12 protein-coding genes, 1 tRNA gene and 1 rRNA gene are annotated in these 14,845 nt (G+C 60.9%); 8 read left to right on the forward strand and 6 right to left on the reverse strand.

Going from position 1 to position 14,845, the window contains the following annotated elements; translation table 11 throughout:
* The first annotated feature begins 82 nt into the window (after positions 1–82).
* From rrf to F561_RS0113770, 7 genes are all read left to right on the forward strand, one after another.
* Positions 83–199: ribosomal RNA gene (gene rrf / locus F561_RS0113740) — 5S ribosomal RNA — on the forward strand.
* A gap of 11 nt (positions 200–210) precedes the next feature.
* A tRNA-Gly gene (locus tag F561_RS0113745) sits at positions 211–286 on the forward strand.
* Between the two features lie 115 nt (positions 287–401).
* Complete coding sequence (gene tgt, locus F561_RS0113750; protein WP_019010548.1) at positions 402–1,559, forward strand: tRNA guanosine(34) transglycosylase Tgt; 1,158 nt, start codon at positions 402–404, stop codon at positions 1,557–1,559.
* A 501-nt stretch (positions 1,560–2,060) separates the two neighbouring features.
* A complete protein-coding gene (locus F561_RS0113755; protein WP_019010549.1) occupies positions 2,061–4,892 on the forward strand; it encodes an S-layer homology domain-containing protein in 2,832 nt (943 codons plus the stop codon).
* Positions 4,893–5,019: 127 nt separating this feature from the next.
* A complete protein-coding gene (locus F561_RS0113760; protein ID WP_019010550.1) occupies positions 5,020–5,973 on the forward strand; it encodes a manganese-dependent inorganic pyrophosphatase in 954 nt (317 codons plus the stop codon).
* Positions 5,970–7,265, forward strand: coding sequence for a glutamate ligase domain-containing protein (locus F561_RS0113765; RefSeq protein WP_019010551.1), 1,296 nt, complete (start codon positions 5,970–5,972; stop codon positions 7,263–7,265). The genes F561_RS0113760 and F561_RS0113765 overlap by 4 nt, the downstream gene beginning before the upstream one ends.
* A 73-nt stretch (positions 7,266–7,338) precedes the next feature.
* The gene (locus F561_RS0113770) at positions 7,339–8,892 is read left to right on the forward strand and encodes a carboxypeptidase M32 (protein ID WP_019010552.1); all 1,554 of its coding nucleotides are present in this window, start codon (positions 7,339–7,341) and stop codon (positions 8,890–8,892) included.
* An 81-nt stretch (positions 8,893–8,973) separates the two neighbouring features.
* Here F561_RS0113770 and F561_RS0113775 read toward each other — a convergent pair whose 3' ends face one another.
* Positions 8,974–9,225 carry a hypothetical protein gene (locus tag F561_RS0113775; protein WP_019010553.1) on the reverse strand — a complete coding sequence of 84 codons (252 nt, stop codon included), beginning with the start codon at positions 9,223–9,225 and terminating at the stop codon, positions 8,974–8,976.
* Between the two features lie 326 nt (positions 9,226–9,551).
* Here F561_RS0113775 and F561_RS0113780 point away from each other — a divergent pair, with 326 nt between their 5' ends.
* The gene (locus F561_RS0113780) at positions 9,552–9,941 is read left to right on the forward strand and encodes a helix-turn-helix domain-containing protein (RefSeq protein WP_019010554.1); all 390 of its coding nucleotides are present in this window, start codon (positions 9,552–9,554) and stop codon (positions 9,939–9,941) included.
* A gap of 144 nt (positions 9,942–10,085) precedes the next feature.
* Here the strand turns inward: F561_RS0113780 and F561_RS29525 are convergent, their stop codons facing one another.
* From F561_RS29525 to F561_RS0113805, 5 genes are all read right to left on the reverse strand, one after another.
* Positions 10,086–11,837: a polymer-forming cytoskeletal protein gene (locus F561_RS29525; RefSeq protein WP_019010555.1), complete on the reverse strand. Its 1,752-nt coding sequence runs from the start codon at positions 11,835–11,837 to the stop codon at positions 10,086–10,088.
* Positions 11,838–11,921: 84 nt separating this feature from the next.
* Entirely contained in the window at positions 11,922–12,413 is a 492-nt protein-coding gene (gene moaC / locus F561_RS0113790; protein ID WP_019010556.1) for a cyclic pyranopterin monophosphate synthase MoaC, read from the reverse strand.
* The gene (locus F561_RS0113795; protein WP_019010557.1) at positions 12,413–13,015 is read right to left on the reverse strand and encodes a YceD family protein; all 603 of its coding nucleotides are present in this window, start codon (positions 13,013–13,015) and stop codon (positions 12,413–12,415) included. The genes moaC and F561_RS0113795 overlap by 1 nt, the downstream gene beginning before the upstream one ends.
* Before the next feature lie 106 nt (positions 13,016–13,121).
* A complete protein-coding gene (locus F561_RS0113800) occupies positions 13,122–13,679 on the reverse strand; it encodes a peroxiredoxin (protein ID WP_019010558.1) in 558 nt (185 codons plus the stop codon).
* A 10-nt stretch (positions 13,680–13,689) separates the two neighbouring features.
* Positions 13,690–14,751, reverse strand: a complete 1,062-nt coding sequence (locus F561_RS0113805) for a glucose-1-phosphate thymidylyltransferase (RefSeq protein WP_019010559.1) — start codon at positions 14,749–14,751, stop codon at positions 13,690–13,692.
* Positions 14,752–14,845: the final 94 nt, after the last annotated feature.

Consider the following 14,845-nt stretch of genomic DNA (forward strand, 5'->3'; position numbering starts at 1 on the left):
CCCTCCCCCGCCATTATCCCTGCCCTCAAGCTCTTCTCACCGTCTTGCACTGTTTTTTCAGCAGTCCCCCAAACCAAGACACCCCCGTGCCCACAGCGCTGTGGACCCACCCCACTCCATGCCGAACTGGGTCGTGAAACGCAGCCGCGCCAATGATACTCGGATGGCAGCATCCCGGAAAAGTCGGTCAGCGCGGGGGTTTTTTTTATCGCGGGAGTAGCTCAGCTGGTAGAGCACTACCTTGCCAAGGTAGATGTCGCGCGTTCGAATCGCGTCTCCCGCTCCAACTTTGCCCCCCTCCATCAGAGGGGGGCTTCTTCGTGCCTTCTTATCTATAAAGCAGCATACGTAGGTCAACTGATGGAGCCATTTTTCAGCCTGAGTACGGCAGAATAGAATCAATGTTCGAGTTCGAGATTCAGCACCGGGATGGTCGTGCACGGGTGGCACAGTTTCACACCCCACGTGGCACTGTTACCACACCTATGTTTATGCCTGTAGGAACACAGGGCACAGTCAAAGGGATCAGTCCACAGGAATTGATAGAGATCAAATCTCAGATGATTTTGGGCAATACATATCATCTGATGTTGCGGCCCGGCGAAGAGCTGGTGAAGGCGCACGGCGGGCTTCCCGGATTTACAGCCTACCCTGGCCCTTTCCTGACCGATTCCGGCGGCTTTCAGGTCATGAGCCTCGGCCACATGCGGAAAATTACGGAAGAAGGCGTCACCTTCAAAAGCCATTTGGACGGCAGTATGGTTAAACTGACGCCTGAACGCAGCATAGAAGTGCAGCAGGCATTGGGTGCAGACGTCATCATGGCGTTCGACGAGTGCCCACCCTTTCCAGCAGAGCGGGAATACATCACGCGCAGTCTGGAACGTACCATTCGCTGGCTGGAGCGTTGCGTCGCTGTGCAGCATAATGACCACCAGGCCCTATTCGCCATCGTACAGGGCGGCATTCACGAGGACTTGAGACAGCACAGTCTGGATTTGACGCTGTCCTTTCAAACGCCTGGATTCGCTATAGGCGGCCTCGCGGTGGGTGAGAGCAAGGCAGAAATGTATCCAGCAGTTGCCTTCACCGCCGCCCGGCTTCCAGAAAACAAGCCGCGTTACCTGATGGGTGTGGGACATCCGGAAGACCTGGTCGCGGGTATTGCTCTGGGCGTAGATATGTTCGACTGCGTGTATCCAACCCGCACCGGACGCTTTGGTTACGCCCTCACCGACGATGGACGATTGAATATGAACTCTAGTGCCCCCAGAAAACAGCTGGAGCCGATTGACGCCGACTGCGACTGCTATGCCTGCAAACATTACACCCGGGCTTATCTGGCGCATCTTGTCCGGGCAGAAGAATTGTTGGCTCCGAGGATGCTGTCCTTGCACAATTTGCGCTATTTACACCGATTGGTCGAGCGGGCCAGGGATGCAATCGCGGTGGGTGAGTTCAGACAGTGGGCCACCACCTGGGCTGAACGCTACTTCAAGGGGCAGATTCCGGACTGGTTTCAGGCCACACTGCAGCAAGATCAAGTAGGCACAAGGTAATCAGACGAATTCTGATCATTATTGCGGTTTAATGAGAGAGGTAAGGATTGGCCAGCAGACTCAACGGTTGATCTCAGAAACCTTCCCAAATTAATCTCACAGTAAGAAAGCGGTCAGATAGCGTCCCATACGCTTAACTTGCCTATATTGCCGCCCCAGGTGTCTCGGGATTGCTCTCTCTGGCGATGACCTTGCTAACTGCATTTGTGAGAACTTCTTCGCACTGTTTTTCTCATAGACCTTCACAGGTTGGTCAGAAACACGCGTTATGGCCTAAAAATGGATGTTTATGTCCCTCTCAGGGTTGACCGTGAGATCTTCATGCCTGTATCATCCCCATGATCTGAACTTCTCACGGCCCTAGGGTTATGGGCGGTCAGGTTGCGCGAAAGAGACATGACACGGTGCCTTAGTTCGGGAGAGGAAACCCGGCAACTCGCCCCATCGTCATCTTTAGAGCCGGATCAGGTTTCCGACGCGCGACACCTTTTGGGGGTTTTCATGATGAAGAAGAGCTTGTTGGTTCTCACCGCCGCGTTGTCTTTCGGCTTCGCCGCCGCGCAAGACACCGCACCTGCCGCACCCGCGCAGGCACCCACCCTGACCGACGTTCCTGCTGGTCACTGGGCCAAAGATGCTATCGACCGTCTGGTCGAGCGCGGCATCATCCTCGGCTACCCCGATGGAACCTTCCGCGGCACGCAGAACCTGACCCGTTACGAAGCCGCCGTGATCATCGCCCGCGTGCTGGATCAGATCCGTACCGGTGAAGTGGTTGTTGCGCCTAACGAAGGCGGCATCACCGCCGAAGACCTGACCGCGCTTCAGAACGCCATTCAGGAACTCGCCGCCGACCTGACCGCCCTCGGCGTCCGCGTCAGCGACCTTGAAGAGAACGCCGTCAACCGCGACGACTTCACCCGCCTCGAAGCCCGTGTGGAAGAACTCGCTGGTGCTACTGGCGACGAAACCGCCATCACCGGCATTCAGACCCAGATTGACGAACTGAGCGCCCGCGCCGACGACTACGACACCCTGCGTGCCGATGTTGACGACAACGCCAGCTCCATCGCTGCTCTGAACGACCTGACCGTGTTGCTGAACCAGGACATCCTGAACCTTCAGGACCGTGTCAGCGCCGCCGAAGCCGCTCAGGCCGACTTTGTCACCCGCACCGACTTCGACAACCTGTCGGGCCGCGTGACCGCCGTCGACAACCGCGTGACCGGCGTTGCTGGCCGCGTGACCACCCTGGAAAACGCTCCCAAGTTCAGCGTGAACGGCACCATTGAAGCGACCTATGGACGCCTCGCTTTGATCAGTGGTACCCAGAACTTTGACGTTGATCGTCTGACCCGTCAGACCTTCGCTGATGGTGTGTTCAGCAGCGGTGCGGATTGCAATGATGCAAATGGCGTATTGGCCAACTACAACTCGAATGTTCGTTGTGTTGACACAGCCAATCAGGTCTTCAGTGGTGCGGGTGTTAGCTTCGGCGTAAATGCCAGCAACCTGACTACTGCCAACGGTGCCATTGTGGTCAACAATGCTTCCATCAACTTTTACACCAACAATGAAGGTTCGGGCACCAGCGATGTCACTGTAAACATTGACAACGCCAGCGCTAGCGGTACCATCAGTGGACAGAAGTTCGATGTTACTTACCAGCCGTACGACAGTAAATTCAAGTTCAATGACTACTTGTTTGCCAACGATGCCGATGCCGATAGCATTATCAAGCGTCGTGGCATTGTAGCCAACATTGAGGCCACTCAGCTGCCTCTTGCTCCTAAGTTAACCATCGTCGCTGGTAGTGCAACCGACGCTGCAGCGAACATCAGTGGTGTTGGTCTGCAGGGTAACTACTACGGGGTACGTGCCAGTGTCAATCCTGGTGGAATCGGCACCGTTGGTATCGCCTTTGCCCAGAATGATGGCAACCGTAGTGCTTATGGCGTTGACTATGACGTCAAGTTTGGTCCAGTAAGCGTAACGGGTGTTGGCGTTGCCAGCATTCCTAGCACTACAGCTAACTTCGTGGCCGGTGGAGGTACCCTGCAGAGCGCGTTTAATGCTGCTGACTTGGCTTTCTACACCGATGTCAAGGCTGACTTGGGTATTGTGAAGGCTGCAGCGAACTACCGTGCCATTGAGCCTGCTTATGCCGATGGTGTAGCCAGCATGTCCAGCAATTACGCCAAGTACTACACGCGCTTTAGTACCAATGGTTACCCCTATGGTGCAAACCAAGTCGGCTATGGTGCAGCTGCCGCAACCAACCTCGGACCGGTATCTTTGGCTGCGTACGTCGACAGCTCTACACCTTACATTGCCACTGAGCGCAACACCAGCTTCGGCGTTGCTGCGGGCGTTAAGCTGGCTGCCTTGAGCCTCACAGGCTTCTACAACCGTTCCACCAACACTACGAGCGCGAGAACTGCTCTTGCTGCTGGTGGCTACGACATCGGCTACAGCTACATGGACACTGCCGCTGTACCTTTTGGTGAGTCCAGTACTTTTGGCGGCGTTCTGAAGCACGATGGTGCAGCCTCCAACGCTTTGATTCCCGGTTTGACCTTCACTGTTGCCGACGCCTTCTTCTATGACCTGCGCCGCGACAACACGGCAACGCCCAGTACGACAGACACCCTTGCTGCCACCGCCAATGACTTCCAAGTCTACGGTAGCTACAGTGGAACCTTGGCTGGCATCAAGATTGAGCCGTTTGCCCGCTACCACTTGTTCAAGACTACAAATGACGCCCCTGCGTTTGATCAAGCAGCCACAGTCGGCGCAACGGCCACCTACAACACTGTGAAATATGGTGTGAAACTCAGCACACAGCCCTTGACTGGTGTACCTCTTCAGCCCAGTGTGTTTGCTAACTTTGCCAACCGCATCACGACGGCAGGCAGCACCCCTCGTGCCAACAGCACTACTGAGCTGTTTGCTCAGGGCGGCGTGACTTTCAACCAGTTCTTGGTTCCTAACATGACGGCCAGCATCGGCGGTGCTTATTACCAGGGCTTCGGTGTAAGCGATGGCAACGGCGCAACTTACTTGGCTTCTGCTACCAGCGCAAGCGGCGTCAGCGCTACCTATAGTGCCGCTGCAGACCGTATCTACAACAGCCCCAACGCAGGCCCCTTCGGTGGCAACGCATTTGGCGGCAACAACACTGGCTCGGCCAACGGTAAGGTATACGGCGTATTCGGCCAACTCAGCTGGAACGGCCTCGCTGCCAACTACGGCGTGTTCCGCAACACCGACCTGAACACCAACGCTACCAGCGTTGCTCAAGGCTTCAAGGTCAACTACACCTTCAAGTTCTAAACCGCTCTTCCCTGAGCCATCCGGTTCAGGATCAGCAACAGCAAAGGCCATCCTTCGGGGTGGCCTTTTTGCTTGCCTGTCTTGGCTGCTTGGTTGAGAGTGACACAGAACCGCTAAACTGCTGATTATGCTTGCTGTGTTTGGTCACCTGAATCCCGATACCGACGCCATCTCCGCCGCCTTGGTTTATGCCCGCCTTCTTACACGGCAGGGGACAGAGGCGCAGGCTTACCGCCTGGGCGAATTGAACTTTGAGACGGCGTTTGTGCTGCGTGAGCTGGGAGTGGAGGCACCTCCGCTGCTGCCCCAGCTTGCGCCCGGCTCAAAGGTGGCCCTCGTGGATCACAACGAGAGCGCTCAGTCGGTTGCCAACCTGAGTGAACTGGACGTTACGCGGGTGGTGGATCATCACAAATTGGGAGACCTGACCACCTCGCAGCCCGCTTACCTGCGTTTTGAGCCAGTGGGCTGCACCGGCACACTGCTTCTCAAGCTGCATCTGGAAGCCCATCTGTCTGTAGAGGTTATGGATGCCAAACTGATGCTGAGTGCGATTCTCAGCGACACGCTGCATTTTCGTAGCCCGACCACCACTCAGGCAGACCGGGAGGCAGTGGCCTTCCTCGCACCGATTGCGGGCGTGACAGATGTCGAGGCCTACGCACTCGCCATGTTCGCCGCCAAAAGCGATCTGGGTGATACACCCGCTGAAACGCTGCTGAGGATGGACTACAAGGTCTTTCCCTTTGGTGACCCGGCCCAGCCTCAAACGGTGGAGCGTTGGGGTCTGGGCGTGATTGAAACGACCAATCCTGCTTACGTGTTCGGGCGGCAGGCCGAATTATTGGCGGCCATGGATCAGGTTAAAGCTGCCGATGGGCTGAACGGCGTGCTGTTGAGCGTCGTGGATATTCTGAACGAGTCCAACCGCACGCTGGTTCTGAGTGCTACAGAAGAAAAAATTATGCAGGAGGCGTTCGGTGTGCCGACGGTGGGGCAGGTGGCCGATCTTGGCGCACGCATCAGCCGTAAAAAGCAGGTCGTGCCCACGCTTGAAGCCTACTTTGCAGCCAGAGCTTGAGCCTGCCTGATCTGCCCAACTCTGATCTGCCGGTTTCAGACCTGGACTGGCTGTTTGCCCGGCAGCGGTTTGGAGTGCATCCGGGTCTGGGAAGGGTGCGGGCGTTGCTGGCGCGGCTGAACAACCCACAGCAGGCTTACCGGGTGGTCTTGGTGGGGGGGACGAACGGAAAAGGAAGCACCGCCGCGACCCTCGCGGCCATCCTGAATGTGGCGGGAGAACGCGTTGGCCTGTTTACCAGTCCGCATCTGACACAGTTTGCCGAGCGGTTCCGGGTGGTGGAGCAGGACTTGTCTGCCGAGACGGTGGCCGATGCTCTGGCACGGGTGCGGCCTCATGCCGAGGCAGTCGAGGCGTCGTTCTTCGAAATCGTGACGGCTTTGGGCTGTCTCTTATTTGCCGAATCCGGCGTGACTTTGGCCGTGATGGAAGTCGGCCTTGGCGGGGAGCTGGACGCCACCAACGCACTTGATCCCGTGCTGAGCGTCATCACCAATGTGGCGCTGGATCATACCGACATTCTGGGCGATACGCTGGAGGCCATTGCCTCTGAGAAAGCCGGAATTTTGCGTGCAGGGCGGCCTGCTGTGACCGATATCGCTCCTGCGCTGAGGCCCATTCTGGAGAGCAAAGGGGCGGATCTGTGGGCGCTGGGTGACATACAGGCCCAATCTTTGGGCTGGGAAGGCTGGGCTGTGGTCATGCCGTTGCCGGACAACCGGAGCCTCAGCTTCCGCACACCGCTGCTGGGGGCACATGGAACCAGAAATGCAGCGCTGGCTGGCTTGGCCGCCTTCCGGTTGGGTGTGTCTGGGGAAGCTATCCAGCAAGGTGCATCGGCAGTCCGCTGGCCCGGACGGATGGAGGTGTTGCCCAGTGGCAATGGTGGGCGCGTGCTGCTGGACGGTGCACACAATCCAGCGGGCGCACAGGCTCTGGCCGCCGCCCTGCGCGACCTGTTGCCGCAACTGGGCCTAGAAGGTGTGCCCTTCATCTTCGGTGCCGCCGCCGACAAGGATCTGGGTGCTGTGGCAGAGGCGCTGCGCCCGCTCGCGTCGCGGGTCATTCTGACGCGGGCGGTGCTGAGTCCCCGTGCGGCCAACCCCGCTCTTCTTGCGCCGCTGTTTGGGGACTTGCCCGTTCACCTGACCGACTCTCCTGCCGAGGCGTTGACCCTCCTGAACAGCTTTTCAGAGCCGTTGGCCGTCGTGTGCGGCAGCCTTTACCTGATTGGAGAAGTGCGCCCCCTGCTGCTGAACGAGGCGGGGGAGTTGCGGGAGCGGTGGCAATAGCCCGCCTGACATCAGTGTCAAGCTCTGCGCTATTTGGCCTAATCCTTGCCCGGACACGCTACCCTGAGAGGCCATGACCACCTCATCGAACACGTCAGCCCAGACGCCAGATGTGCCCGCTGTCCCTACCGATTCGCCCGATCTGGCCTTGCCCGAACTGAAGCGCCGTCTGGGACAGATCAGCGATCTCGGCGCGGCGGCAGGTTTGATGTCCTGGGATCAGGAAACGCAGATGCCCGCTGAAGCGGCGCGGGTACGTGGGCAGCAGATGGCGACGCTGGAGGGCTTGGCGCACGAGATGTTTACTGCGGGCCGCACCGCCGAACTGTTGACCGAGGTAGGCGAACCCGCCGACCCCACCGATGCGGCCATCGTGCAGGTCACGCGCCGGGATCACGGCAAGGCCACCAAACTTCCCACCGAGTTTGTGGAGGAGCAGTCCCGCGCCCGCAACGAGGCCCACCATGCATGGATCGAGGCCCGCAAGCACAGCGAGTTTGCCACCTTTGCGCCGCACCTGACCAAAATGATCGATCTGGCGCGGCGGCAGGCCGATCTGCTGGGCTATGAGGCACATCCCTACGACGCGCTGATGGACGGCTACGAGCCGGGAATGCGGGCCGCGCACGTGCGGACGGTCTTTGCCGATCTGCGTGACCGCACCCTGCCACTCCTGCGCCGAATCGTGGCTGCCCCTGACGCTGCCGACTACAGCGTGCTGACGCGTCCTTTCGCGCCCGAAGCCCAGAAAGCTTTTGCATGGCGCATGGCGGGCGAGGCCTTCGGTCTGAAGTCCGATTTCGCGCGGCAGGATGAGAGTGCCCATCCCTTTCAGACCAATTTCAGCCGCAGTGACCTGCGTATCACGACCCGCGTGGAACCTTACTGGCCCGCCTGCCTGTTCGGCACATTGCACGAAACCGGGCACGCCATGTATGAGCGCGGCGTGGGCGAGCGTTGGGAGCGTACCCCGGTATCGAGCGGCACGAGTCTGGGCGTTCACGAGAGCCAGTCGCGCATGTTCGAGAATCTGCTGGCCCGCTCACGCCCGTTCTGGAACCGCCATTTTGCGGCGCTGGCCGAGGCTGCCCCCGAAGTCACGGCAGGTCTCGACCCCGAAACGCTCTACCGCGCCGTCAACCGCGTCAATCCCAGCATGATCCGTGTAGAAGCCGATGAGGTGACCTACAACTTTCATGTGATGCTGCGCTTTGAACTGGAACTGGCGCTGCTGGAAGGCAGTCTGAGCGTGGCCGACCTGCCGGAAGCGTGGAATGCCAAGATGGGCGAATATCTGGGTCTGACCCCTCCCAATGACGCCGAGGGCGTATTGCAGGACGTGCACTGGTCAGCCGGACTCATCGGCTATTTCCCCACCTACACGCTGGGCAATCTGCTGAGCGTGCAACTTCTGGAAGCCGCCCGCCAGACGCCGGACATCGCTGCGGGGATCGATCAGGCCGAGTACGCGCCGCTGCTGGCATGGCTGACCGAGAATGTGCATCAACATGGCCGCAGCCTCACGCCCGAGCAGATCACGGTGGCTGCCACGGGCCGCCCGCTGACTGCCGACCCCTATGTGGCTTACCTGCACGAGAAGTACGAGGGAATTTACGGCCTGAGCTGAGAGTGATTGGTGGAAAGAATTGGAAAGAAGGCCAGAGTGGGGAATCCCCCAAACTCTGGCCTTCTCTTATCTCTTATTCAGTCAGACGGCGTGTTTGCGTTCCGCCTGCGTGATCAGGTAGGCCCGGCTGGCACTCAGCCACGTCTGGGCCAGCGCGGTATGCGGATGCTGACGTTCGCGCAGAGCGTTGGTGCCCAGGCTCAGCTGGCGCTCGATCCGGCGCACGGCGCTCAGGCCGCCCTCGTTCTCGGCTTCGATCAGGGTATTTTTGACGGTCGTGGGATGCACAAAGCCGACACGAATGCTTTCGGCAATGATATCGAGGGCACGCATAGAGGTACTCCTTCCAGCGGGTAGGGCGCTGCGAGGCAACTGAAGAGTGTTGCTGAGTTGGTGCCGGTAAGGCCGGGGTCTGGACGGCGAATCCTGTTCTTGATTACGATAATAGCAGAGCGGCTCCGAGCTGGCAAGAAGCATGAGGCCACATTCTGTATTGACCGTAGCGGGAAGCGGTGTTACACTCCGACCAAGGATGCCTGATTCTGCTCACAGGCAAACGCAATTGCCGCGCCCCTTCAAGCGACCGCATCCCCAGGCAAACCGTGTCGTGTGGTCCCAGAAGCCCACCGATACGCACGCCGCAGCCTAGGAGGTGACATATGAAACTGCACGAACGACTTCGCGAACTCCGCAGTGAACGCGGGCTGCGGCTCAAGGACATTGCCGAGACCGCCGGAATCAGCGTTCCGTACCTCAGCGATCTGGAGCGCGGGCGCACCAACCCCAGTTTGGAGACCCTGCAAACGTTGGCCGGGGCTTACGCCATCACGGTCCACGATCTGCTGGAAGGGGTTGAATTTTACGGCGCGTCCACAGAAGGAGCCCTGCCCAAAGGTCTATCGGATCTGGTGGCCGACCCCACGCTGGGGCCGCAAATCACGCCCGATTGGGTTCGCACCCTGTCCCGCATCGAACTGCGTGGCAAGCGCCCCCGCGACAAGCAGGACTGGTACGAAATCTACCTGCACCTGAAACGCATCCTGAACTGAGCCAATTCGAGCACTTGAGATTGGTTTGGGATTCCAAATAACGAAGAAGGGCCGGAAACGTCGAGTTTCTGGCCCTTCTTCATGGACTTTTGATTTTATAGGCCTGTGCTCACGCAAGGTGTCGGCTTCCCTTTGCCCTCTGTCTTAGGCCGCGTCCACCCACACCGTTTCTGGCTTGGAGGTGCCCTGCCCACGCGTCAGCAACAGGGTTCCCGCACCCCACGTGCCGCCGATCAGGGCCAGTACGAAAGCCAATGTGGGGGCGCTGAGACAGGCAGCAAAGCTGCTCAGGCCTACGAGTGCCCCAACTGCGTCCGGCACGGGCAGGCGCACCCTGTAGGCCACCGCACGGCCCAGATCGTACACGCTGACGCTGAGGCCCGTGGCGATCAGGAGTGCAGCGAGGGCAGTGGCAATCAGGGCGGGGCCGAGCATTCCGGCCAGTGCGAGGCCGAAGGCGGGACCGACCAGAGCGGCCAACGCCAGTACCCCCAGTGCCAGGGTGCGAACTGGGGCATGACGTTGCCGCCGCGCCAGTGCCGGAGCCATTCCGCCCACGAACAGGAGCAGCAGCACGCCGCCTGTCAGGGTGAGGAAGACCTGCGGCCATGCAGCAGCGCCCAGCCAGCCCAGCACGGGGCGGAATGCGGCGGCAGTCGCCATGCCGATGCCCACCGGGGGAGGGGTTTGCAGGGCGTTCCTGTCGCCGGGGGCGCGGCCCAGCAGGGCATTCACGCGGCCCGCTACCTGTGCGCCGGGGTCGCGCCGCACATCACCCAGCAGCGTGACCACCTCGCCGCTGACCACCGCATTGGCCGTGAGGGTGATCTGACCGCCCACCGCAATCACGTTGCCCACCACCGGACCACTGACCGTGATGTTCTGGCCGAAGGTGACGCCGCTGCGCCCCGCCACGCTGTACACGGCGGGAACTGTCAGTACGGCTGAGAGCGCAAACGCCGCTGCCCCAAACCGCTGCACGGTGGGCCGGGGCCGCCAGGTGACCAGAGCGCTGGTTGCCAGCAGCAGCGCCAGCCCCACGCCTGCCAGCGGTGATACCTGCGCCAACAGGGTTTGCAGGACCAATGCCCCCGCCGCCAGGTTGGGCCAGGCCGAAGTGATCGCCAGCAGGATCAGGCCCACCAGCAGGGCCGAGACCAGCAGCAGCGGTGCAGGATTGCTGGCCTGCGGCTGAGTCAGGAAGGTGGACGCAGAAGGCACCGCCTGAACAGAGGCAGATGGAATGGGCGCAGAGGGAACGGGCGGCGCAGCAATCCGGGCCGTAATCCGCGCCGCCACCGAAGGAACAGCGGGCGGCGCAGTGCGGCTCAGAGTGGCCGAGGCTGCGATATCCGAAGCGATTTCGGTGGCGAGGCTGCGGGGTGAGACTGCGGTGTCCCGAACCAACCAGCGAGAAGCCCGGATGTCCTGTATCACATCGGCGGCGAGGCTGTGGGGCAGGGCGGGAGTGGCTTCCAGCGCCGCACTGACGCGCACGCCAGAAACGACTGCCGCTGCCACCGAGTGGGGGATGGGAGGGGGAATCAACTGGCCCGAGCAGGCAATATCGCTGGCAATCTGTGCGGCCAGCGATGCAGGCAGGGCAGGGGGTTGTAGGTCAGCACCGTCAAAACGCAGGCTCCAACTGATGTCATGCGTCACGGCTGCGGCCACACTGCCCGGTGGTGCGGGACGTTCCAGCGCAGACAGCACCGCCGTGATCTTCGTCAGGACCGCCCGCGTCTGCTGTACTTCCGGGTGGTCGTGCAGGGCTTCCAACTCGGCGCGTTCCTGCGGTGTCAGTTCATCTTCCGCCTCACGGTGCAGCAACTCCAGCCACGCCGGAGGGTTGCCCGCCGCGACCGAATGAAGTGAGTTGAGATGCTCCGCGCCCATACGTTCCTTCTACGTTAAAACACTGCGCCGGGTTCCCGCCTGACCGGGAAGCGCCGAGCTGTCCCAGATCACCGGACGCCTTTCTCAGTCTGCTGGGGCAGCCACGTAATCCCCGCTCTTGCCGCCCGTCTTGGTCAGAAGGCGTATTCCGGTGATCTCTATGGCTTTGCTGGCCGCCTTGAGCATGTCGTACACGTTCAGGGCGGCCACGGTCACGGCAGTCAGGGCTTCCATCTCCACACCGGTAGGCGCGGTGGTTCTGACCGTTGCCACGACCCGCACGCCCGCTGCTTCCAGCGTCACCTGTACGTCGGCCCCCGTGACCGGAATGGGATGGCACAGCATGATCAGGTCGGCGGTGCGCTTGCTGCCCGCCAGTCCTGCCAACCGCGCCACCGTGAGGGGATCGCCTTTGGGATTGGTTCCCGCTTCCAGTGCGGCGCGGGCCTCGGGCGGTAGGCGTACCCAGCCCTCGGCGGTGGCGGTGCGGGTGGTGGCGGCCTTATCAGTCACGTCCACCATGCGGGGCAAGCCGTCCCTGAAGTGCGTCAGTTCGGGCGCTGAAGAGTCAGCCATCAATCGTCGGACAACTTCAGGTCGCGCAGGGCCGCGAACGGGTTCTGACTGGCGTGCGTCGTTCCTTCGGGAATGCCCAACTGGTCGTCGATTTCTTCGACTGGAACCTGGGCCATATGCTCGCAGGGGCCTTCGTTCAGGTCATGGCCGCACACCTGGCACAGGCCCTTGCACGCTTCGTCGTGGACCACACTCAGGGGCGCGGCCAGCAGGGTCGTTTCGGCAAGGTAGGCACTCAGGTTCAGGTCGGGGTCGCCGAATACCAGGATTTCCTCGCCCGTGTCGGCCTCCTCCAAAAAGGGTTCCTGCACGGCGGGGTCGTAGCGCATCAGCGTTCCGAGTTCGATCTCCAGCGGTACCGGCACTTCGCGCAGGCAGCGGGCACATTCCATGATCAGGGTCGGCTCGAAGGTGCCCTGAAGGTACATTTCGTCGCCCTCGAGGCTGTTGATCTCGATGTCGAAGGGGGCAGGCTCGGCAAACTGAAGGGTCTGCGTCAGGTCGCCCTGCAAGTAGGTCAGGTGGTCAAGTTCGCCTTCTGCGTGGGCGTCGCCCGCCGTACGCAGCAGTGAACCAAGGTGAATCCGGGGCGTATCGCTCATCTCCGTATGATAGGGCGCAGCGCCCCACTTTACCGGGCACTGGGCACGATGCAGCAGGCCAGAAGACTTAGGAGCGGGGGGAATCCGTTTCAGGTGTTGGGCAGGCTCAGGCCTGCTGCTGAAGCCAATTCAGGACTTCCTGTGCGTTCTGGTCGGGTGGAAACACCGGATAGAAGACCTTCTCTATTCCACCGTCCCTGATGATCAGGGTCACGCGCCGCAGCAGCCGTTGCCCCTCTACCTCAAAAGTGGGCAGCCGCAACGCCCGCGCCAACTCGCCCGCTGTATCCGACAGCAGCGGAAAAGGCAGATGCAGGCGTGCGGCAGCCTCGGCCTGCTGGGGCGTGGTCTGGGTGCTGAGGCCAAAGACCCTGGCTCCCAGTCCCTGCAATTCGGCGTGGTGATCCCGGAAGGCGCACGATTGCGGCGTGCAGCCCCGCGCCCCCGGAATGACGTCCCAGTCCTGCGGCAGCGGCATTCCCGGCGTGGCTGTGCGCGGATAGACATACAGCACGGTACGGCCTGAGAGCGCGGCGATATCGACGAAACTTCCGTCTGTGGCAGGCAACCTCACCGAAGGAAACGTCAGGCCCGTGAGGTGATCGCAGGTTCCGTCATCCACAGGCGCGGGCAAATTTGGGGGCAGCAGGTGGAAGTCGGTCACTGCCCCATCATTACGCCAATTCCACCAAACTCGCGTCCGAAATGGTCAGTTTGTGTGTGCGCGGCAGCGTGCGCCCGCCCCGCACCTGGGCTTTGACCCCGATCAGGCAGTCTTGAAGGCGTGTATTCAGGTTCTCGATTTGGGCCTGCGTGTCGATGACGCTGTGTTCCACTTCCGCCATTCGGACCACCGTGCCGCTGCCGATGCTGGTAAAAGGGCCGATATAGGCGTCCTCGATCAGCACGTTTTCACCGAGCAGCACAGGCCCCACGATCTTGCTCCGCACCACCCTGGAGGAAGCCGGGATAACGACGCGGCCTGTCAGGCGCGAATCGGTCACCTCGCCCTGTAGGTCAGATTCGATGCGTTCCAGCAGCAGGCGGTTGGCATCCAGCAGGTCGGCGGGGCGGCCTGTGTCCTTCCACCATCCCTCCACGCGCTGGCCCACCACGCGCCGTCCACGCTCGATCAGGCCCTGAATGGCGTCAGTGATCTCGTATTCACCGCGTGCAGAAGGCGGCATCCCGTCCAGTACCTCAAAAATCTCGGGCGTGAAGCAGTACAGGCCCGCCACGGCCAGATTGCTGGGCGGCACTTTGGGTTTTTCGACCAGCCGCTTGATCTGGTTGTCGCCGTCCAGTTCGGCCACCCCAAAGGCGGTGGGGTCGGCCACCTCGACCAACGCGATGAGGGCGGCGGGACGGTTGGCCGTAAAAGCGTCGGTGAAAGGCTTCGCGCCATGCTCGAATAGGTTGTCGCCCAGGTATACACAGAAATCCTCGTTGCCTACCCACTCGCGTGCCGTCAGGACCGCGTGACCCAGGCCCAACTGCTCGTGCTGGTTGATCAGGGTGATCTGCATATTCGGCAGGCCGTCCAGCACATGCCGGATTTCCTCGCGGGTGGCATCCGAGACGACGATGCCCACCTCGGTGATCCCCGCCGCCTGAAGCGTGTGCAGGGCATGAACGATGATGGGCGCTCCGGCCACAGGCAACACAGGCTTGGGGCGCGTAAAGGTCAGCGGACGAAGGCGCGTACCCAGTCCGGCAGCGGGGATGATGGCTTTCACACCGGAATCATGGCACAGAGCACATGCAGGACAGCCGAAGGTCAACGTATCTCAAAGCAGACATGGGCAGTCAGATAAAGCAAAAACCCCCGCC

This window comes from Deinococcus aquatilis DSM 23025 (genome assembly GCF_000378445.1).
In the GTDB taxonomy this organism is placed as follows: Bacteria; Deinococcota; Deinococci; order Deinococcales; family Deinococcaceae; genus Deinococcus; species Deinococcus aquatilis.

What these genes read in the sequence shown, in the direction of transcription:
- moaC (WP_019010556.1), bottom strand. Translation starts at nt 12,413, where the DNA reads ATGGCTGACTCTTCAGCGCCCGAACTGACGCACTTCAGGGACGGCTTG.
- F561_RS0113755 (WP_019010549.1), top strand. Translation starts at nt 2,061, where the DNA reads ATGATGAAGAAGAGCTTGTTGGTTCTCACCGCCGCGTTGTCTTTCGGC.
- F561_RS0113770 (WP_019010552.1), top strand. Translation starts at nt 7,339, where the DNA reads ATGACCACCTCATCGAACACGTCAGCCCAGACGCCAGATGTGCCCGCT.
- tgt (WP_019010548.1), top strand. Translation starts at nt 402, where the DNA reads ATGTTCGAGTTCGAGATTCAGCACCGGGATGGTCGTGCACGGGTGGCA.
- F561_RS0113795 (WP_019010557.1), bottom strand. Translation starts at nt 13,015, where the DNA reads ATGAGCGATACGCCCCGGATTCACCTTGGTTCACTGCTGCGTACGGCG.
- F561_RS29525 (WP_019010555.1), bottom strand. Translation starts at nt 11,837, where the DNA reads ATGGGCGCGGAGCATCTCAACTCACTTCATTCGGTCGCGGCGGGCAAC.
- F561_RS0113780 (WP_019010554.1), top strand. Translation starts at nt 9,552, where the DNA reads ATGAAACTGCACGAACGACTTCGCGAACTCCGCAGTGAACGCGGGCTG.
- F561_RS0113775 (WP_019010553.1), bottom strand. Translation starts at nt 9,225, where the DNA reads ATGCGTGCCCTCGATATCATTGCCGAAAGCATTCGTGTCGGCTTTGTG.
- F561_RS0113760 (WP_019010550.1), top strand. Translation starts at nt 5,020, where the DNA reads ATGCTTGCTGTGTTTGGTCACCTGAATCCCGATACCGACGCCATCTCC.